Below are 19,629 nucleotides of genomic sequence, written 5' to 3'. Positions count from 1 at the left end.
CGTGCCCTTTTGCTATTTATTTAATATTCAGTGCTAAAGCTTCGGTATATGACCAACTTTTGCTTCTAATGCCAATAGCCGAGCGCGCTCTTCCTCTGTCCAAGCTAACTTACGCTTTCCATCACTATCGAGCCGTACCACGACTGCCTCAGCTGTCGCGACGATGGCCGCTTGCGCGGTGCTATAGTAGCTATATTCCATCACGATACTTGTATTGCCCAAGCGCTGACAGCGCACTCCTAATAGCAAAGTATCAGGATAAGTCACAGGGCGTAAATACTGGCAGCTAGATTGTGCCAATACCGTCACCATATTACCATCAAACATACCTAGCGCCTGCAAATAGCCAATTCGTGCTGATTCAGCATAACGGTAATAAATCACATTATTTAAATGGTTAAACGCATCCATCTCGCCCCAGTGAATGGGCTGGTGATGAATAATGGGATAATGTGACAATTCGTCAGGATGATTATCTGCGATATTAGAGGCTACATGTGCTGCTTGATTCAAACTGTCCATAACGTCACTTCTCTTATTTTTATAAATCTATCAATCAACATCCACTGAACCACTAACGCTGAGATTTATCCAAAATCTGAGTGGTCAACAATGGCGTTGGTTTCGGTGCATTGGCAATCAATTTATCTAACCAATCTATAACTTCTGCGATATTTGTCGGAGAGGATCTGGTTGGTAGATTCTTGTCGGTAGAGGTTTGTTTTTTGCCTACGGACGCATCATTAGAGGTACTTTCAGTATTAGTCATGGCTGCCTTTGGTGCTGACTCTTGAGGAATAGCAGACTTCGGCACCAAGGTTTGTAGTTGATTTCGTGCTTGACGCAGATAACCAACCAGCTGCTCTTGTTCGCGCATATTACTGGCTTGACTGGCCAGATTCAAGGTCATAATCACTTCGTGAATGGTCAGTTGTTTGCGCGAGAGGCTCATATTACTATCGATGCTATTGTGCGGTGTCGCCTCGCTACTCACACGCTCATAGCTGTGCAAAAACTCTTGAATATTTTGGATGGCGAGGTTTTGTAGCTGCCAAGGACTGGGCTGAGTGCTGCTTGCCTGCAAACGTTCGATGTCTTTCATCAAGCTTTGTTTGATCACAACCGTTAGCGCTGGAGCAATCTCATTGCTACTTTGCGAAAGCTGCCAGTGTAGACCACGCAACAAATCAATCGCTGCACTGTCGTTATTGTCTGCCAATAATCTATCAGCGGCTTGTATCTGAATACGCAATAAATCTAACTGGTTTTGCGCTTGGCTACTGGCGGCAGATCGAGGCTCTGGCAGCGTCTGCTGACTCATGGCAAAGATGCGATCGTCCATCTCATTGAGACGGCTGACGACTTGCTCGTTGCTTTGCAAACGCTCATTAACACTATGCTGGAAACGCTGCTGGCTGATGTAGAGCCACAATAGGGCGGCGATAAGCAACAAGATAACCAGCCACTGCAGGCGCAACAAAAACACATTTGCTTGTCGGCGCTGCTGAGTAGCAGAAGGTTCCTGAGATAACGATTCAGAATTGATTGACATAAGGCAGCACCGTTATTTTGGCCAAAACAGGTTTAAAGCGAATAAATAAAAAGTGAAACATAATAGATAAGGACAGATCATCGGTTGGTACATTTAACAGGCTTTAGCATGGATAGCAGCAAGAATGGTTTCTGGCGCCAAATCTTCCACACGCCAATAACTTAACTGCTGCTCAGCGACCATATTGGCTAAACGCTCACCCAACACCACATAAGAAAAGTCTGACAATTTATAAGGCAAAATAGCGGGAGTTTCTCTGGCTGTTTCTTGCTCTAATACCTTTTCTGCTACAGCCCGAACGATGCTTTCCCAATGCTCAAAGGCTGTACCGCTACTGACCACAACGATTGGCTTTGGTTGCTGCACTGCCGACGCATCTTGCATCATATTATGCGTTAAATTATCGGTTAAAAACTCTTTTAGCCACTGCTCATATTGAGCCATCGCATCGACTGGCATTATGCGCTCATACCAAGCAATGCTATCGATATGCACACCGCGTGCCAGCAACGTATCGACCAATAATCGCCTACCACCCAATCCGCGCCACACGAGCAACTTGTCACCTGCTTGCAAACGTTCAATTTCAGGCATCGCTAGCATACCTTCGTTATTGGCAATGTGAGGCTGAAGCACTTGATAATTCGATGCCTCTATTTTGGCATTATTTAATACCGACGCGGTCGCTTCACCCACGGCAATCAAGTAGCTCGGGGCTTGCAGAGCATTAATTGCTATATCTTTTCGCTCATTATTATTATCATCGTCATGGTTTTGAGCTTGACGCTCATCTTCAAGCGCTTGCCAAACAGCCAGTCCTGAAGCAGCCGCCGTTGGGCTAACAATCACAAGCGCCTTATAATCGCCTGCTAGCCACTGGCGCATTAGTGTCATGTCTTGCTCAATTGTTGGGCGCGGTTGTAACGTCAACATCGGTATCTCTACCACCGTCAGCCCTGCTGCTTGTAGATGATCCGTCAATGCAGCGGCACGCTCTACTGGGCGAGTATTGATGACTACTTGCTTGCGTGATGACTCATTATTTGATTGACTGTTAGCAATAAGCTGGGCGTGATTTAATGTTGATGACATAGACGTACCATGACAAAAGACTGATAGAATTGGCTTAACGATAGCCCTAGCATCAATAATACTGGGGCTATGACTAAGATAATCAAAATACTGGCCTGTTATTCAGGATGATAAATCGCGGATAAGATATCACCCGCACCATCGGCAAGCAGTATATTGGCAACATCAATACCAAGCTGATTAGCCTGTACTTCTTGCTCGGCTTGTGTGCCAATCAACGTGACGCGCTTCTCTGCTTTTAGCAGCTCGCTGCCATCCGCTTGACCGACGCGGCCACGTAGCCATAACACATTGCCGTTGTCGTTATTGCCATTGTCACCGTTATCATCATTGTTGCTGCTCGTTTCATCCGCCATTTGTAACACAGCATAAGCAGCAATGGGCACTTGGCAGCCACCCTCTAAGTGACGGTTTAGCGCGCGCTCAGCAATGAGACGGATACGAGCTTTATCATCATTCAGTGGTGCCAGTAATTTTAACACCTCATCATCACCTTCGCGGCATTCGATCGCTAAGGCGCCTTGACCAACCGCAGGCAGGCAGGCATTGATATCAAGCTCGCCGCGTATGCGCTCATCCAGCTCGATACGCTGCAAACCACTGGTCGCTAAAATAATCGCATCATACTCGCCAGCATCTAGCTTGCCCAAACGTGTACCGACGTTACCGCGTAAGGTTTTGATTTGTAGGTCTGGGCGATAGGCTTTAAGCTGACACTGACGACGCAAACTTGACGTGCCAACGACTGCACCTTGCGGCAACTCATCAATACTATTATAGGTGTTAGACACAAAAGCATCAGTCGGTGAGGCGCGTTTGCAATAGACGCCCAGCATCAAACCTTCAGGAAGCTGCATCGGTACGTCCTTTAATGAATGTACCGCGATGTCCGCTTGTTTATCATATAGTGCTTGCTCAAGCTCTTTGACAAACAAACCTTTACCACCAATTTTAGCCAAAGGTGTGTCCAAAATCTTGTCACCCTTAGTGACAATTTTTAGCAAGTTAATCGTTAATTCAGGATACAAATCTAGTAGACGAGCACGGATATGCTCAGCTTGCCATAATGCTAAAGGGCTCTGACGCGTGGCAATATTCAAGGTAGTCAAAGCAGTTTGCTGCGGATTGCTCATAAAGGGCCTCAATAAATTCGATACTGTTCACATCAGTACTATGCATGTCAGTATTAAGCAATACTGCAAATTTTCCACAAAAAATGGGCGATATAAACCATATATAGTCAATGCTGACGCAAAAAAATACCCCTATTTAAGCATAAATAAGGGTTTGATGATATGGGATGATTATTTCACGGTTATTTTGCTGTTATTTCACAATGCAAACCGCAGTTTACATGCTTTGAATCTTGTCACGTAATGCAGGTAAGTGACGACGGCTAACCGCAAGTGTCTCATCAATGCCTTTAAAGCGTATTTGATATTGTCCTGCATCCAACGTTTCTAAAAAGTCCAAAAAACTAAGGTTGATGATGGCATTACGGTGCACCCGAAACAGCCGATCCTCAAATTCTTGTTCAAGCTCTTTTAGCGTCTCATCAATCAGGACAATGCCATCTTTGTGACGGACTTTGACGTACTTTTGATCGGCGGTAAAATAATAGATATCTTTGAGTTTAATGAGCTCAACGCCTCGGTGGGTACGAGCAGCGATATGCTCACGTACTGGACGCGCTGTTGGGTCTTCGAGTTTACGAATCTCATTTAACTGCGCCGCGTTCAAATTTTTCGCTTTATCTAGTGCTTCTAGTAACTCATCTTTATTGGCAGGCTTTAATAAATAACCAATCGCATTGGCTTTTAGCGCGGCAATGGCATAATGATCATAAGCGGTGACAAATATAATAGCTGGCGGATGCTCAAGCTTGGCAAGCTCTTGCGCACAGCGCACCCCATCCATCTCAGGCATACGAATATCTAATAATATGATGTCTGGCTGCTGAGTTTTGACAGCGATAATGGCTTCTGCACCCGTGGTTGCTTGAGCAACGACTTGATGACCTGACTCCTGTACAATTCTAACCAAACGCTCACGTGCTAGTGGCTCATCATCACAAACTACGATACGCATGCAAACTCCAATCCCAGGATAAACTTAGTATTTTTTTCAATGGCCTTACCAACATATTAGCACTCATTACCAATCACTTAGCATAAAAACCTTTAATTATTTCATAAAACAATAACTGGCTATATTGACGTTGATAGCCTTGTGCATTGAGTTTTATTTCAATGCATTTATCGATAATAATTTTTATGGGGAATCATGGCTAAATACAAAGTAAAACAACCCATTAGCTATAAACATGGTGCAATAAGTATGCCATACCTATTTCTTGAGAAATAAAATACAAAATTAAGCCCAAAAAAACGGTCATAAACTAACATCTTGCAGCGGATAGTCGATGACGGTAATAATTCGACTACTGGTAACGCTACTTTTAATATCCGCACTTTGACCGAAATAAGCCCGTAAACGTTCCGCTTGAATATAAAAGTTCATGTGCTGACGTAAATCATGGTTAATAATCATGGTTTTTTTCGGCAGCGCGACACCAATCGTAATCACAACCCGATGCTGCTGCCAAGTGACTCTAATATTGATATAAATGGTTTCAGTGGTCATCTCCACCACATTCAGCAGCATTTTTTCTAGCACGCTCTGTAAGGTCAAGGCAGTAATCACCATGTCATACATGACATCTTCGTCAGGCAATTGCCAACTCACTTCAAGCTTATCCGCTAAGCGGCTAGACTCAATCGCTAGATAGTGCTCACAAAGAGCAATTTCTTCTTCAAAACTAATCTCTCGTGCCCCATTGAAACTGGCACGGAATAAGGCAGAAACGTGCTGTAATAAAGCAGAAGCTCTTGCTGGATTGGACTCTATCAGTGACACAAGGGTATTAATGGTATTAAAGAAAAAATGCGGAGCGATTCGTGCTTTGATCACATCATTTTGTGCACTCAATTTCTGCTCAAACGATTGTTTGAGCGCATTCGTCTCGCGATAACGGCGTAAAAAATACAGTAAGAACACTAAGGTAAAGCCACCACTAATCACCGCATCAAATAATATATTTAGAATAAAAGTTTGACGATCATATTCAAACCAACCAATGTTAATCATCACCAGCATGACTAAAATCATGGATATGGTAGATGCCACCATGAGTAAGGCAAGCACATACATGCTGGCTTTAGGTATGCTCATGCCCTTAAAAATGGGGCGCAAATAATCAATGATGTATAAGGAAGGAATAATACTCAAGGTGTTTTGCAGGACTCTGCTAAACAGCTGAATCAAAAAATCTGACCACGTGGCAATATCATAGCGATTTATTACCGTGACGAATAGTGACCAAAAAAAGATATAAATGAACCACTGCCAAGGCTTCATGACTTCCATGAGCTTGGGAATAAAAAACTCTAAGCGCTCCGCTAGTAAGGCAACCTCATCCTTTGCTATACTTGAGCTCTTATTCTGCTGACTTGTCTTGTACCGATATGAACGCCAATTCTTCAAAACCTAGTAGTCCCGAATCAAATGTAAACCCATCTGTCTCTGATTCTAGCACAGATGCTCCGATAACAAATAACGCTGCACAAAACAACCCTGTAAGCAGTCCTTCAAACAGCCAAGGCCAGCAGATGTGGGGCGGACGCTTCAGTGAAGCGACGGACAGCTTTGTCGCTGCCTTCACCGCCTCTGTTGGCTTTGACCAACGCTTTGCTCGTCACGATATTCAAGGCTCAATCGCCCACGCGACCATGCTTAAAGAATGTGACATTTTGACCGCTGACGAAGTAGCCACCATTATTGATGGTCTGCATCAGGTACTGCGCGAGATTGAGGCTGGCGAGTTTAACTGGTCAATCGCGCTAGAAGACGTGCACATGAATGTTGAGTCGCGCTTGACTGACATCATCGGCGCTGTTGGTAAAAAGCTGCATACGGGTCGTAGCCGTAACGATCAGGTTGCCACCGATATTCGTCTTTGGCTACGCGAAGAGACTGATAATATCATTGCCTTATTAGTACGCTTGCAAAGTGGTTTGCTTGATTTGGCTGAGCAGCATACTGACACTATTATGCCCGGCTTTACGCATTTACAAACGGCGCAGCCAGTGAGCTTTGGTCATCACGTCATGGCGTGGTTTGAGATGTTATATCGCGATACCGAACGTCTGGTCGATGCGCGCCGCCGTATCAATCAGATGCCACTTGGTAGTGCTGCCCTTGCTGGCACGACATTCCCCATTGATCGTACCATTACTGCTGAGCTGTTAGGTTTCGAAGGTATTTGCCAAAACTCGCTAGATGCGGTTTCTGACCGTGATTTTGCTATTGAGTTTACCTCTGCCGCGTCTATCCTTATGATGCATATGTCACGGATGAGCGAAGAGATTATCCTATGGATGTCAGCGCAGTTTAACTTTGTGCAAATCCCTGATCGCTTTTGTACTGGCTCCTCTATCATGCCGCAAAAGAAAAATCCTGATGTGCCAGAGTTGGTCCGCGGTAAAGCAGCACGTGTCTTTGGGCAGTTAATGACACTTTTAAGTCTAATGAAGAGTCAGCCACTGGCTTATAACAAAGACAACCAAGAAGACAAAGAGCCGTTGTTTGATTGCGTCGACACCCTTACCGGCTGTTTATTGGCTTTTGCTGATATGCTACCGAATATCAACCCAAATAAAGAAAACATGCGCGCTGCCACAATGAAAGGCTATGCAACAGCGACGGATTTGGCCGATTATTTGGTACGTCGTGGTGTGGCTTTCCGTGATGCTCATGAAGTGGTCGGTAACGCTGTCGCCTTAGGTATCAAAGAAGGTGTTGATTTGAGTGACTTATCACTGGCGCAGCTACAGCAATTTAGCGATGCTATCGGTGATGATGTATTTGACTATCTAACGTTAGAAGGCTCACTAGCAGCCCGTGACCACTTAGGTGGTACAGCGCCAAATCAAGTTAAGCAAGCCGTTGCTCGCGGTCGCAGTCGTTTAGAAGTGTTTGCGTAAAAACGCATTGTTGACCTGACAGCTTCTACTATCAAAAACACCCGCCCCTGCTGCGGGTGTTTTTGATACCATGATGAGGTAAAGTAAATTCAGCTAATAATATTTAAGTCACTTATGCTGAATAGGTGCTAACTAATACCATTCACAGAAATTAGAGTAGCAAGGAAAACGAATGAAAGTACTACGCCTTGTAGACTAAGCGAGTTTGACACAGCTAATCTTACTTTTTGGGTTTGGTATAACTATTCTCATGAGTGATTCAATAACATATTTATAAAGATCCATACATAATAAGGAACGCCTTATGACTGAGACTTTTAATCCCCAAGCCAATACGGTATTTTGCCGTAAATATCAGCAAGAATTGCCAAAAATGCCGCACCCGCCTTTTCCTAATAAAAAAGGTCAGGAGCTACAGGAAACGGTATCTGACAAAGCGTGGAAAGAATGGCTTGAACAGCAAACGATGCTGATTAATGAAAACCATCTAAGCATGTTAGATCCTGCTGCCAAAAAATTCCTCACCGAACAACGGGATAAATTTTTAGATAATGAAGATTATGAGCGTGCACAAGGTTGGACGCCAGAGAGCTAATTGTTTTTTATTATTGCCACAATATAAAAAACGCGCTATTTAATATAGCGCGTTTTTTTGGATGTAAAATTAACGATGAACTGTTTTTTTCAGCCCTCATCACCGTTTGAGTCTACAAAATCCGTGGCTGACTTGACGGCAGGTTTAGTGGCAGACAGGGTGCTGACTTGGCGCGCCGCCATACGGTCATTGGCTTCTTGCACCGCTTTTTCGACCAGCGCATAGTCGGAATGACGCACATCTTGCCCACTAATATAGTTAATCACCAGTTCTGCAATATTTTGTGCATGATCGCCTACCCGCTCAAGCGCGCGCAATACCCACATAATATTGATGACTTTTGAAACGTGCCGTGAATCTTCCATAATATAGGTCATCAAAGCACGGATGGCTGACTGATACTCATCATTGACCATGCTATCGTTACGCATGACCTCAAACGCTTGCTCAGCATTCGATTGGCTAAATGCCTCTAGCGCATTGTGCAGCATCAAACGAACCTGATTGCTGAGGTGTTGCACCTCCGCATAACCGTATGACAGTTTACCTTGTGCCGCAATTTTTTTGGCCATCTGAGCGATTTTCACGGCTTCATCACCGATGCGTTCTAAATCAACCACGCCTTTACTGATGGACATGACCAAGCGTAAATCACTGGCGGCGGGCTGGCGTTTGGCGACCAATAGCAAGATATGCTCATCCAACTCGACTTCCATTCGATTGATATCAAAGTCCATATCAATCACCTCTTGCGCCAGTGTCTCATTTTTATCGATAAGCGCATGGATCGCTTTCGCCACTTGGTTGGCCGCGCTATCACCCATGTATAAAAATAAACGGATAGCTTCATCAAGATCTTGGTCAAAACTTTTGGAGATATGCTTATCGCTTTGCATAAGAGGTATTCCCTAAAATCCATATTTTGGTAGCGCGGTGTGGCTGTTGAGTCGAACAGATTGGCTCACGATATCTTATTGAACATATCGAGCACGTCGTCCTTGCTCAGACCGCGATGTTAGCCATAACGACCCGTAATATAATCTTCTGTGGCGGTTTGGGCAGGCTTGGTAAATATCTGGTCGGTCTCGCCCATCTCAATCATATCGCCTAAGTACATATAGACGGTGTAATCTGACACGCGCGCGGCCTGTTGCATGTTATGCGTGACAATGGCAATGGTGTAATCCTGTTTTAAGTCTTCAATCAAATCTTCGATCGCACCTGTCGAGATAGGGTCAAGCGCTGATGTCGGCTCATCAAGCAGCAATACTTCAGGCTTGGTCGCGACGCTACGCGCAATACACAAGCGTTGCTGCTGACCGCCTGATAACGAAAGCCCTGATGCTTTGAGCTTGTCTTTTACTTCTGGCCATAATGCAGATTTTTTGAGTGCCCACTCTACCCGATTGTCTAGCTCAGCCTTGCTCAACTTTTCATAAAGGCGTACTCCAAAGGCGACATTGTCATAGATTGACATCGGGAACGGGGTTGGTTTCTGAAAGACCATACCGACTTGGGCGCGTAGCAAATTGACATCGACGTCTTTACCCAAGATATTGTTGCCATCAAGATTAATATTGCCTTCTGCCCGCATACCTGGATATAAATCATACATACGGTTGAAGGTACGCAACAGCGTCGACTTGCCGCAACCTGAAGGACCAATGAAAGCAGTGACTTTTTTATCAGGAATATCGATATTGATATTTTTTAGCGCTTGAAAGTCACCATAATAAAAATTCAGATCTCGAATTTGCATTTTTGCTGCAGGCATGTTTTTGGGAATATCATGAAGCGTCTGTTTGGTTAGGCTGGCAATATCTGGCTGCTCTATTTGTGCTGCCGTCGACATCGGTCTGTTTAATAAACTGTCTGTTGTTGGATTAAATTTATCTGCCGCATTGAATTTATCGACAGGCTTTTTTGTACGGATTTTACTCATGACGTCATTCATAATATGTTCCAACCCAGCTCAATGAATATAAATGGAAGTAAATGCTCGAGGTAATCTAGGACAAGCCTTAATTTACCATCAGTCTTTATTTAGCCTGACCTCTACTACCGATGAACCTTGCCAAAATGTTTAATACCAAGACAGAGGTCGTGATCAGCAACGCTGCCGCCCACGCTAAGGTATGCCAGTTATCATAAGGACTCATCGCAAACTGGTAGATGGTATTGGGCAAGTTGGCAATAGGCTGACCCATATCTGTACTGAAATATTGGTTGTTAAGCGCCGTAAATAGCAACGGTGCTGTCTCACCGGTGATTCGAGCAAATGCCAGTAACACCCCAGTGGTCAGTCCTGCTCTAGCCGCCTTAATCGTTACTTGAGTCACCATTTTCCACTTGGGTGTGCCAAGTGCGTAAGCCGCTTCACGAATGCTATTAGGAACCAGATTGAGCATATTCTCAGTGGTACGCACGACCACAGGAATAACGATTAATGCCAAGGCCAACGCGCCTGCCCAACCAGAGAAACTTTGACCTTTTACCATTAATGCATAAATAAAGAGACCAATCACAATCGAGGGTGCGGATAACAAAATATCATTTAAGAAACGCGTTACCTTGCCAAGCATACTGCCTTGAGCGAACTCGGATAAATAAATACCCGTCATGAGGCCAATAGGTGCACCGATAAACAATCCTGAAAACGCGAGCATTACTGAACCGACAATGGCGTTACGCAGCCCGCCCGCACTCATCGGTGGCGGTGTATCAGCAGTAAAAATAGGCAGCTGCACAATACCTTGAAAGCCTTCAACAAAGAGCGTCAACAATATCCAAAACAACCAAAATAGTCCAAAAACCATCGCCGACATGGCAAAGCCTAGACCTAACTTGTTGGTCAAACGGCGCTTGTTATAAAGGTTTTGATTGTAGCGGCTAGCGCTGTTTGGCTGAGTCGGTAGTGGTGCATTGATCGCATTGTTAGCAGCCATACTATTTATTTCCCATATCTTTTATCAATATCTATCAATGTTTATTGATGTCCAATAAATCCGTAAAAGACCTATCGAGATTGTCAAACGACTACCGATTGCCTGCCTTGTGATCCATGCGCATGAGCATTAATTTGGCTAAAGACAGCACGATGAAGGTGATGACAAATAAGATTAAGCCTAAATGTAATAAAGAAGCCAGATGTAGCTCGCTGGACGCTTCGGCAAACTCGTTAGCTAAAGCTGAGGTAATGGTGACACCAGAGGTAAATAGACTCGGACTGATGTTAAAGGCATTACCAATCAAGAAAGTCACTGCCATCGTCTCACCCAATGCCCGACCCAGTCCTAAGATCACGCCACCAACCACGCCAGCTTTGGTATATGGCAAAATGATCTTGAACATAACTTCCCACGTCGTCGCGCCCATACCATATGCCGACTCTTTAAGCAGGTCTGGCACGACCGAAAAAACATCTCGCATGGTGGCGGCGATAAATGGAATAATCATGATGGCAAGTACTAGCGAGGCGGTAAACATACCCAATCCCATTGGCGCGCCCGTAAATAGCTTACCGATGATAGGTAGTGGGCCAATGTGCTCAATGAACCATGGCTGAATGTGATCACCGAAGAAAGGCGCAAAGACAAACAAACCCCACATACCGTAAATGATAGAAGGGATACCCGCTAATAACTCAATGGCAATACCAAGTGGTTTTTTGAGGAATGTTGGGCACATCTCGGTCAAAAATATGGCAATACCAAAACTGATTGGTACTGCAATGAGAATAGCTATAAATGACGTTACTAGCGTGCCATAAATAGGGGCAAGAGCACCGTATTCATTGGCGACCGTATCCCAATTATTACTGGTATAAAATCCAAGACCAAATGCCTGAATGCTCGGCCACGCTCCGATGATCAAGGAGACTAAAATGCCGCCCAACGATAAGAGTACTAATATGGCAAAAGCCTTGGTGGCATTCACAAACAATAAGTCATAGCGCTTTTGTTTAGCCAGTTGGGACCTTAAATCATTCATAAGTGTCTCAGCATTAAATAGAATCAAGTCAAAATAGTAGAAGCATTCATTCGGTTTTATCACAACAAACTTGTCATCAAATTTGCTGTGATAAAACCTCTCAAATAACTACCGGAGAATAGTTATTCGAGAGGATAACTCGAAAGGGACTAGTAAGGCACTGACAAGGTATTAAAGAATATTTAGCAGAAATAGGTTACTGAGCAGGCTTATAAACAGGCTGTCCATCACTGCCTTTTACCTCATTCCATTTTTCCTTGAATAAGGCAACTGCCGTATCAGAAAATGGAACATAGTCTAGTGCCATGGCATCGTCATCACCTTGGCTATAAGCCCAATCAAAGAAGTTCAACACGCCAGCCACTTGCTGAGGATTCTCTGGCTGCTTATGTACTAGGATAAAGGTCGCAGCAGCGATCGGCCATGCTTGCTCAGTCTCAGAGTTGGTGATGACTTTATAAAAGCCTGCTTGCTGTGACCAGTCGATATCACCTGCCGCAGCAAATGTCTCAGCAGATGGCTGAACGACGTTGCCAGCAGCGTTTTTCAATGCAGTATGTGACATGTTGTTTTGCTTAGCATAAGCATACTCAACGTAGCCGATAGAGTTTTTCATACGGTTTACGTAGCTTGAAACCCCTTCGTTACCTTTACCGCCAGCACCAGTCGCTGACGTTGGCCATTTCACGGTCTTATCAACACCAACTGTGTCTTTCCAGTCTGGCGAGACTTTGGCTAGATAATCCGTAAAGTTAAACGTTGTGCCAGAACCATCTGAGCGGAATACCGTGGTGATTGCTGCATCTGGCAAGGTCAAATCTGGGTTCATGGCTTTGATAGCAGGGTCATTCCAGTTGCTAATCTTACCCAAATAGATGTCTGCCAACATTGCACCGTCTAATTTCAACGCGCCCGGCTCAACACCATCGATGTTGACGATAGGTACAACACCGCCGATAACCGTCGGAAATTGAATCAAGCCTGCTGCGTCTAGCTCTTCAGGCGTCATCGGCGCGTCAGACGCCCCAAAATCGACTGTCTTTGATTCGATTTGTTTGATACCACCAGAAGAGCCAATCGACTGATAGTTGACTTGACCACCGGTAGCAGCGTTGTAGTCGTAAGACCATTTAGCATAAATAGGCTGCGGGAACGATGCCCCTGCACCCGTGATATTCATAGCGATATTCTCAGCAGATTTAAAACCTGCTGCAGAAGCAGATGTTGTCTGAGTAGTTGCTTCAGTGGTGGTAACAGCGCTACTGCTATCCGCAGCTGGCTCTGTCGTTTCAGTCGATTTATTACATGCCGTAAGCACTAATGTACAACTAACGGCCACTGCTAATAACGAATAACGCATGTAGGACTCCTAAAGTTTAACAACGATACAAAAAAGCATTGTTTGTGACATGCGTGCTATCTTGCCAAATCTTTATGACAGTTTAATGACAACCTCTGCAATCTTTCATTCGCTTTACATAATATTTAGATAAGTTATCTACAGCTCAGTAATATCAAGTGATTTCAATCACTGGTACTCTAGAGTCGTTCTCATAAAAACATCGAACCTCAAACTCAAAGCCTGATATTTTCATCTAAATATCATTAGCCCTCATTGCAGAACTTTGTTAGTATTGAGTTGATTTACAACACTGACAGACTCGGGGTGCGGTGTATTATTGGCTCGCTTTACTAAACTTGCTTTATTAAAGTGGTCGCCTTTATACATTCGCTGAGAGATCACCCGCCGAACCTGATGCGGTTAGTACCGACGCAGGGAAGTCTTAAGCACTTTGTTATTTATGGCAAAGGACGTGCAGAAATGCCTTTTTATCCTCATTACTATTTTAATGTGCGTGATGTACTATTAAGTGGTGAAGACTGATATAAAGCTGCGTCCAACGTTTGATAAGCATCATCCGTGACGATATTGTTTGGTCGTAGGCTGATGCTCATAAACTGAATTTGTCTGGATTACAGATGCTACCCCCGCAGCTACTGGCGGTGTTGCTTTTATTCAAAACAACACGCTAGGACAGCATATGACAACTTTATTAGCCACTTCCCCTGCTCAAAAAACTTCTAAGACAGATGCGCTAAAAACCCCTGCTCACCGCAGTGCCAGTGATGCTCGTTTCGAAGAAGACGCTCGCGATTTACACCGCATACTCCCCGCCTCCCGTAAAGTTTATATCGAAGGCTCTAGATCCGATATTCAAGTACCCATGCGTGAAATCACGCTTGATCCTACCCCTGTGCAAGGCGTTTCTGAGAACGAATGGGAACAGAACCCACCATTTTATGTTTATGACACCTCTGGCGTTTATACCGATCCCAACGTCGAGATTGATTTGACCAAAGGCTTACCAAAGCTGCGTGAAGGCTGGATAAATGAGCGCGGCGATACCGAGCAATTAAGCGGATTATCGAGCGCTTACGGAATGGCACGCGCCCGCGATATCAGCACTGCCAATCTACGATTTGCTCATATCGACAAACCACGCCGCGCCAAAACTGTCGATGGCAAAGCTGGCAACGTCACGCAGATGTACTATGCACGCCGCGGCATCATCACCCCAGAAATGGAATATATCGCCATTCGCGAAACGCAAAAGCAGCATGAGCTGACCGATATGCGTCAGCACGATGGTGAGAACTTTGGCGCCAATACGCCCACTGTTATTACCCCTGAATTTGTGCGTAGCGAAGTAGCGGCAGGTCGCGCCATTATTCCAAATAACATTAACCATCCAGAATCTGAACCGATGATTATCGGACGCAACTTTTTGGTTAAAATTAACGCCAATATCGGTAATTCAGCGCTCGGTTCTTCTATTGATGAAGAAGTGTCTAAAATGACATGGGCCACACGTTGGGGTGCGGATAACATCATGGATTTGTCGACTGGCAATCATATTCACGAAACGCGCGAATGGCTGATTCGTAACTCGCCAGTGCCGATTGGTACCGTCCCTATTTATCAAGCACTCGAAAAAGTCGATGGCGTGGCAGAAGATTTAACGTGGGAAATCTTTCGTGATACCTTGATTGAGCAAGCCGAACAAGGTGTCGATTACTTTACGATTCACGCCGGTGTACTGTTGCGGTATGTGCCGCTAACTGCTAGACGCTTGACGGGCATCGTCTCGCGTGGCGGATCTATCATGGCGCAGTGGTGCATGTTTCATAATAAAGAGAGCTTTTTATATACTCATTTTGAAGATATATGTGAAATCATGAAGCAGTACGATGTGGCGTTTAGTCTAGGCGATGGCTTACGTCCAGGCTGCTTGCAAGATGCCAATGATGAGGCGCAATTTGGTGAGCTGCGTACCCTTGGCGAGTTGACTCAAATCGCTTGGAAGCATGACGTGCAGGTCATGATTGAAGGTCCAGGACACGTGGCGATGAACCGTATTAAAGAAAATATGGATTTGCAGTTAGAAGTTTGTGCCGACGCACCTTTTTATACCTTAGGACCCTTAACCACCGATATCGCACCCGGTTACGACCATATTACTAGCGCCATTGGTGCGGCAATGATCGGCTGGTTTGGTACCGCGATGCTGTGCTATGTGACGCCAAAAGAGCATTTAGGTCTGCCTAATAAAAAAGATGTTAAAGACGGTATCATCACTTATAAAATCGCTGCTCATGCCGCCGACCTTGCCAAAGGACATCCGGGCGCACAAGCTCGTGATAATGCGTTATCTAAAGCCCGATTTGAATTCCGCTGGGACGACCAGTTCAATCTGGCGCTCGACCCTGATACAGCTCGTGAGTTCCATGATGAAACCTTACCCAAAGACGCGCATAAGACGGCGCACTTTTGCTCGATGTGTGGACCTAAGTTTTGCTCAATGAAGATCACTCAGAACGTGCGGGATTATGCGGCAGGGCTAGATAAAGATGCCGCTAATAAAAAATCAACTCCGAAATCGGATGATTCAACCAATGTAGGTCATGTTATTAAAGAGGTGTAGTGCTTTACTTACTGAAAACTGGCTAACTTAAAAAGCTTGAATCCATCCACTGAGTTCAAGCTTTTTTTGTACCTACTTGTGAGGGTTGTAAAAAACCCGTTTCAAATAAGAATCGCATAACTTCATAATGATTAAATAAACAAGCAAAGTCAGTGGATAGCCAAAGATAATAATAAAAATAGTATAACCATGATACCTGCTGGCATGCTCGCCCAGTAACCAATCTATAAGACAAATCTTATAGAAAACTATCATCAATACGATAAATGGAACTATCAGAATCCCTAACCATGTGACCATCCATGCTCTTTTAAGGCTTTTCTTCCGGCTCCAATACATAAGTCCATAGTGAGCACCCCCTAACAAACATATTAAAAACAACAGAAGTATTAATGAGTCTAAGTTAATTAACCACTTTGCTAGAGGCATTGGTTGTGGTTGATAAGATATCTCAAGAACATTTTGAGGCAGATGATCAAAAAACCACTTAGAATCTGCTTTTATCATCCCACTTAAAGGTTCGCCAAGATTAGTCTTCAAATATTTCGACTCATCAGCAATCTTTAGAGTAACGGTCAAGTCACCAAAGCTTTTCCAAGTTTTGGCAGGTTTTAATGAATAGCTATAGATATATTGATTGGTCCAATCACTACGGTTTATTGTAGGATAGGCAGAATATTTAACATTAATGACATGATTGCCTTCGCTTAAGTGTATCTCAAAGTATTTAGCATCATTATTGAACGGCACAGCCGTATCCGTTTCCGGATCATAATAAGCAGGCAATGATTTTGAATGACTTTCATAATCATAATTGATAAGTACTGGTACCGCTTGCCCATCGACTTCGACTATAAAGCTTTTGTCTGCATCATTATCTATGTTATCGAACACCTCAAAAACAAAAGGTATTCGATCGCCTTCTTTAGCGCTATAAATTTCATAAGTGACATCATAGTCAGCTTGATTAAAACCTTCAGCAATATTGATATCTATGTTTTCAGACAATATATCGATATCTTTGCTTGAATATGCCGTACTGGCATTAGTACCGTCGATAATTGGAGACGCCATATTGGCATAGCTAAACATACTGTGGCTTAATAAAAGCAATCCTAAAATGATCCTACGCATTAATATTCTCTCAAATGGCTCGTCAGCTAGCTGTTCGCGAATCACAAAGCTATTTACAGCCTTCAACTATAATTACTTTACTGTTTTAGTAACCGTCTGTTTAACCATCATAAAAACCACAAAACTAATTATCAAATAAATAGGTGTTATTACTATATAGCCTAACGGCAAAACCCATATAAAGAACAAATCACGACTGTCTCCCGTCGCACCTTTACCAATAACTATATCCGTTACTAGTAGATATATATAGTAGATTATCAAGCTAAGCAGAGGCACTAGAAAACCACCCACGAGCATGACTGTCCAAAGGGTTTCGGGCTGGGCTTGCTGTCTACGTTTCATCATACGTAAATGCAGTCCACCCAATACAAATAGCGCGAAACTTATAGTTATGAATGGCGAAACAGCCGTCAAAACTTTTGCCACAGGCTTCAGAGGTGCTTGAATAATAAAATCAATCTCTTTCGCAAGATTATCGTTGAAATATAATGGTTGATTCGCGGGTAAAGCCGTTTTCTCATTATCAATATTGACAGTCACATGGTCAGCATCACCATAAAAATTTAGAGTGACAGTTGAACCTTGAAATTGCTGGCTCTGTGTATCACTCTGTTGCCTAGGCTTTAAGCTATACGAATAAGTATGTCTTGCCGTCCAATCACTGCCATAGTAATGCGGCTGGACGTCATAAGTAGCTGTAATAGTATGCAACCCTGACGACAAATCCAGGTTGATATACTTTGAATCTGCTCTGAATTGCTCTAAACCAGTATTGGCTGGCATATAGAAGTCAGATGTCTCAAGCCCGTTATTATCTTCAGTAACCGTTACAACAGGCACCGATTGACCATCAACAGTAATTTCGAACTCATTACTTTGTCCAAATTCATCGAATACTTCAAAAACCAATGGGAATTGAAGCCCTTCACGATTGTTATACAGCTTATAGCTCACTGTATAACCAGCATTATTAGCATCATCTGTAATATCGATATTAACTGTCTCTGATATAACATCGATGGCATTATTAAAATAAGCAGCACTTGCCCAAGTACCTGAATAGCCTACAGGCTCCATAGATTGACTAGAAACACTCCAACTTAATAAAAACAACCCTGAAGTAATAAAGCGAAACACAACCTCTCCAGAAACCATGAAAACAAACACAAGTTTAATAAATATCTACTGTGAATGCCATTAAAAAAAATCCCAGCAAACCTAAAGTCAGCTGGGATTCAAAATCAATTATAAAAGTATAAGGCTTTAAACTTTCGACGCCTCATAAATCTCTTCGATAGATGTGTTGATAGTATTAGCAAACTCATCATCACTTTGCTGCTTACTCAACCCTTCAGTAAAGGCCCGTGAAAAGCTAGCAATCATACCTGGGTTTTGCTTGAGCTTAGCACAAGCATCGCCACGGCTGTAGCCGCCCGATAACGCCACAACTTTTAGCACTTTTGGATGATCAATCAGCTCTTGGTAAAAACCCGCTTCTTCTGGCAAAGTCAGTTTTAGCATGACTTGCTGGTCGTCAGTCAAACGATCCAGATTGTGCAAAATGCTGGTCTTTAGTATGACTTCACATTCATGCTTTTTGCTACTGTTGATATCGACTTCAGGCTCTACGATTGGCATCAGACCTTTTGAGAGTATCTGTTTTGCCACATCGAATTGCTGTTGCACGACCAGCTCAATGCCATCGACATTCGGCTCATAAATTACTGAGCGCATTTTGGTACCAAATACTGGATAGTTTTTGGCTTTATCGAGTAGCAAATCTAAATTTGGCATTGGACGCATCACTTGGACGCCATTCATTTGCTCAGCCAAACCCTTATCCACTTTTAAAAATGGCACAATATTTTTCTCTTCCCATAGATAATTGGCCGTCGGTTTGCCATTGACCTCACGTTCCATAGTATCTTCGAACAAAATCGCCCCAAGCACACGCTCATTATCAAAAGCCTCACAAGTCATGATACGCGCGCGCATCTCATGCACTTGGTCGAACATGGCTTCATCGTTGTCATAATCATCGCCTGTGACACCATAATTCTCTAACGCTTTTGGCGTGCTGCCGCCACTCTGGTCGAGGGCAGCGATAAATCCCGAACCATTTTTGATACGTTGTAGCTGTTTGTTATATTGGTTTTGATATTCCATTGAGAGTGCGTCCTATTATTATTGGTTGAGGTCAAGTGTCACAAAGTAAATCGCTTTTTATTGGCTTATATC

The 19,629-nt window shown here is 43.7% G+C and carries 17 protein-coding genes and 1 riboswitch; of the genes, 3 read left to right on the top strand and 14 right to left on the bottom strand.

Translation table 11 applies throughout. From position 1 onward, the window contains the following. Window positions 1-33 precede the first annotated feature (33 nt). From JMW85_RS01215 to JMW85_RS01190, 6 genes are all read right to left on the bottom strand, one after another. Window positions 34-522, bottom strand: coding sequence for an acyl-CoA thioesterase (locus JMW85_RS01215; protein WP_201580696.1), 489 nt, complete (start codon window positions 520-522; stop codon window positions 34-36). Between the two features lie 52 nt (window positions 523-574). After that, complete coding sequence (locus JMW85_RS01210; RefSeq protein WP_201580695.1) at window positions 575-1,552, bottom strand: hypothetical protein; 978 nt, start codon at window positions 1,550-1,552, stop codon at window positions 575-577. A gap of 93 nt (window positions 1,553-1,645) precedes the next feature. Continuing rightward, window positions 1,646-2,644, bottom strand: coding sequence for a uroporphyrinogen-III synthase (locus JMW85_RS01205; RefSeq protein WP_201580694.1), 999 nt, complete (start codon window positions 2,642-2,644; stop codon window positions 1,646-1,648). 98 nt (window positions 2,645-2,742) lie between these two features. Further along, on the bottom strand, window positions 2,743-3,777 hold the full coding sequence (hemC, locus tag JMW85_RS01200; protein ID WP_055123673.1) for a hydroxymethylbilane synthase: 1,035 nt from the start codon (window positions 3,775-3,777) through the stop codon (window positions 2,743-2,745). Between the two features lie 217 nt (window positions 3,778-3,994). Beyond that, on the bottom strand, window positions 3,995-4,732 hold the full coding sequence (locus JMW85_RS01195; RefSeq protein ID WP_045443089.1) for a LytR/AlgR family response regulator transcription factor: 738 nt from the start codon (window positions 4,730-4,732) through the stop codon (window positions 3,995-3,997). A gap of 303 nt (window positions 4,733-5,035) precedes the next feature. Beyond that, entirely contained in the window at window positions 5,036-6,187 is a 1,152-nt protein-coding gene (locus tag JMW85_RS01190; RefSeq protein ID WP_201580693.1) for a sensor histidine kinase, read from the bottom strand. Between the two features lie 125 nt (window positions 6,188-6,312). Here JMW85_RS01190 and argH point away from each other — a divergent pair, with 125 nt between their 5' ends. After that, window positions 6,313-7,686 carry an argininosuccinate lyase gene (gene argH / locus JMW85_RS01185; RefSeq protein ID WP_201581216.1) on the top strand — a complete coding sequence of 458 codons (1,374 nt, stop codon included), beginning with the start codon at window positions 6,313-6,315 and terminating at the stop codon, window positions 7,684-7,686. A 304-nt stretch (window positions 7,687-7,990) separates the two neighbouring features. Continuing rightward, a complete protein-coding gene (locus tag JMW85_RS01180) occupies window positions 7,991-8,281 on the top strand; it encodes an oxidative damage protection protein (protein WP_045443086.1) in 291 nt (96 codons plus the stop codon). A gap of 89 nt (window positions 8,282-8,370) precedes the next feature. Here the strand turns inward: JMW85_RS01180 and phoU are convergent, their stop codons facing one another. The 5 genes from phoU to pstS all read right to left on the bottom strand — a co-directional run bounded on the left by phoU (window position 8,371) and on the right by pstS (window position 13,631). Further along, on the bottom strand, window positions 8,371-9,177 hold the full coding sequence (phoU, locus tag JMW85_RS01175) for a phosphate signaling complex protein PhoU (RefSeq protein ID WP_055123676.1): 807 nt from the start codon (window positions 9,175-9,177) through the stop codon (window positions 8,371-8,373). Between the two features lie 119 nt (window positions 9,178-9,296). Next, on the bottom strand, window positions 9,297-10,223 hold the full coding sequence (pstB, locus tag JMW85_RS01170) for a phosphate ABC transporter ATP-binding protein PstB (RefSeq protein ID WP_201502068.1): 927 nt from the start codon (window positions 10,221-10,223) through the stop codon (window positions 9,297-9,299). A gap of 97 nt (window positions 10,224-10,320) precedes the next feature. Continuing rightward, on the bottom strand, window positions 10,321-11,226 hold the full coding sequence (pstA, locus tag JMW85_RS01165) for a phosphate ABC transporter permease PstA (RefSeq protein WP_045454893.1): 906 nt from the start codon (window positions 11,224-11,226) through the stop codon (window positions 10,321-10,323). Between the two features lie 91 nt (window positions 11,227-11,317). Then, window positions 11,318-12,271, bottom strand: coding sequence for a phosphate ABC transporter permease subunit PstC (pstC, locus tag JMW85_RS01160; RefSeq protein WP_087814869.1), 954 nt, complete (start codon window positions 12,269-12,271; stop codon window positions 11,318-11,320). A gap of 196 nt (window positions 12,272-12,467) precedes the next feature. Further along, window positions 12,468-13,631 (bottom strand): phosphate ABC transporter substrate-binding protein PstS, encoded by a 1,164-nt coding sequence (gene pstS / locus JMW85_RS01155; RefSeq protein ID WP_201580692.1) that lies wholly within the window; start codon window positions 13,629-13,631, stop codon window positions 12,468-12,470. A 292-nt stretch (window positions 13,632-13,923) separates the two neighbouring features. Then, window positions 13,924-14,068, top strand: a riboswitch (TPP riboswitch). A gap of 245 nt (window positions 14,069-14,313) precedes the next feature. On the opposite strand from pstS, the gene thiC reads away from it, so the two are divergent. After that, a complete protein-coding gene (gene thiC / locus JMW85_RS01150; RefSeq protein WP_201580691.1) occupies window positions 14,314-16,254 on the top strand; it encodes a phosphomethylpyrimidine synthase ThiC in 1,941 nt (646 codons plus the stop codon). 72 nt (window positions 16,255-16,326) lie between these two features. Here thiC and JMW85_RS01145 read toward each other — a convergent pair whose 3' ends face one another. The 3 genes from JMW85_RS01145 to JMW85_RS01135 form a co-directional block, all read right to left on the bottom strand. Then, the gene (locus JMW85_RS01145; RefSeq protein WP_201580690.1) at window positions 16,327-17,454 is read right to left on the bottom strand and encodes a hypothetical protein; all 1,128 of its coding nucleotides are present in this window, start codon (window positions 17,452-17,454) and stop codon (window positions 16,327-16,329) included. A gap of 6 nt (window positions 17,455-17,460) precedes the next feature. Beyond that, a complete protein-coding gene (locus JMW85_RS01140; protein WP_201580689.1) occupies window positions 17,461-18,528 on the bottom strand; it encodes a hypothetical protein in 1,068 nt (355 codons plus the stop codon). A 126-nt stretch (window positions 18,529-18,654) separates the two neighbouring features. Continuing rightward, the gene (locus JMW85_RS01135) at window positions 18,655-19,557 is read right to left on the bottom strand and encodes a fructose bisphosphate aldolase (protein ID WP_201580688.1); all 903 of its coding nucleotides are present in this window, start codon (window positions 19,555-19,557) and stop codon (window positions 18,655-18,657) included. Window positions 19,558-19,629 lie beyond the last annotated feature (72 nt).

This window comes from Psychrobacter glacincola (assembly GCF_904846075.1).
Taxonomy (GTDB): domain Bacteria; phylum Pseudomonadota; class Gammaproteobacteria; order Pseudomonadales; family Moraxellaceae; genus Psychrobacter; species Psychrobacter glacincola_C.
Note: the sequence above shows the minus strand (reverse complement) of the source record. Positions and strands in the feature narration are given on the sequence as shown.

Bases quoted from the DNA above. Each gene is read 5' to 3' on its own strand.
- JMW85_RS01210 (WP_201580695.1), bottom strand. From the start codon at position 1,552: ATGTCAATCAATTCTGAATCGTTATCTCAGGAACCTTCTGCTACTCAG.
- argH (WP_201581216.1), top strand. From the start codon at position 6,313: ATGTGGGGCGGACGCTTCAGTGAAGCGACGGACAGCTTTGTCGCTGCC.
- JMW85_RS01180 (WP_045443086.1), top strand. From the start codon at position 7,991: ATGACTGAGACTTTTAATCCCCAAGCCAATACGGTATTTTGCCGTAAA.
- pstA (WP_045454893.1), bottom strand. From the start codon at position 11,226: ATGGCTGCTAACAATGCGATCAATGCACCACTACCGACTCAGCCAAAC.
- JMW85_RS01135 (WP_201580688.1), bottom strand. From the start codon at position 19,557: ATGGAATATCAAAACCAATATAACAAACAGCTACAACGTATCAAAAAT.
- JMW85_RS01195 (WP_045443089.1), bottom strand. From the start codon at position 4,732: ATGCGTATCGTAGTTTGTGATGATGAGCCACTAGCACGTGAGCGTTTG.
- pstC (WP_087814869.1), bottom strand. From the start codon at position 12,271: ATGAATGATTTAAGGTCCCAACTGGCTAAACAAAAGCGCTATGACTTA.
- JMW85_RS01205 (WP_201580694.1), bottom strand. From the start codon at position 2,644: ATGTCATCAACATTAAATCACGCCCAGCTTATTGCTAACAGTCAATCA.
- phoU (WP_055123676.1), bottom strand. From the start codon at position 9,177: ATGCAAAGCGATAAGCATATCTCCAAAAGTTTTGACCAAGATCTTGAT.
- pstB (WP_201502068.1), bottom strand. From the start codon at position 10,223: ATGAGTAAAATCCGTACAAAAAAGCCTGTCGATAAATTCAATGCGGCA.
- hemC (WP_055123673.1), bottom strand. From the start codon at position 3,777: ATGAGCAATCCGCAGCAAACTGCTTTGACTACCTTGAATATTGCCACG.
- thiC (WP_201580691.1), top strand. From the start codon at position 14,314: ATGACAACTTTATTAGCCACTTCCCCTGCTCAAAAAACTTCTAAGACA.
- JMW85_RS01215 (WP_201580696.1), bottom strand. From the start codon at position 522: ATGGACAGTTTGAATCAAGCAGCACATGTAGCCTCTAATATCGCAGAT.
- pstS (WP_201580692.1), bottom strand. From the start codon at position 13,631: ATGCGTTATTCGTTATTAGCAGTGGCCGTTAGTTGTACATTAGTGCTT.